Consider the following 328-nt stretch of genomic DNA (forward strand, 5'->3'; position numbering starts at 1 on the left):
CGTATTCGCCACCCCAGCGGTACCGGCCGCACCAGCCGCGTTCGCCACGTTGACCACGTCAGCCGTGTTGGCCACTCCCGTCGTGTTGGCCGCGCCCGCCGAGTCCGCGTTGGCCGTGCGAGCCGCGCCTGTGGTGTTGACTGCGCCTGCCGTGCCAACCGCGTCCGTGGTGCTGACTGCGCCTGCCGTGTTGGCCGTGCCCGTGATGTCGGCCGTGTGGGCTGGGTCGGTCTGTTCGCCCAGCATGGCCGGGTCACCCGATCCCGCTGGGGCGTGCGCTGCCGCCGGGTCACAGGATCGGCCCGGGTGGCGCGCTGCCGCCGGGTGG

The 328-nt window shown here is 73.8% G+C and carries 1 pseudogene; it reads right to left on the reverse strand.

Annotated features, from left to right (window positions below):
* Window positions 1-246: pseudogene (locus tag HCK04_RS41780) on the reverse strand (hypothetical protein); the annotation flags it as partial.
* Window positions 247-328 lie beyond the last annotated feature (82 nt).

It is taken from the genome of Microbispora sp. CL1-1, assembly GCF_012034195.1.
Classification (GTDB): domain Bacteria; phylum Actinomycetota; class Actinomycetes; order Streptosporangiales; family Streptosporangiaceae; genus Microbispora.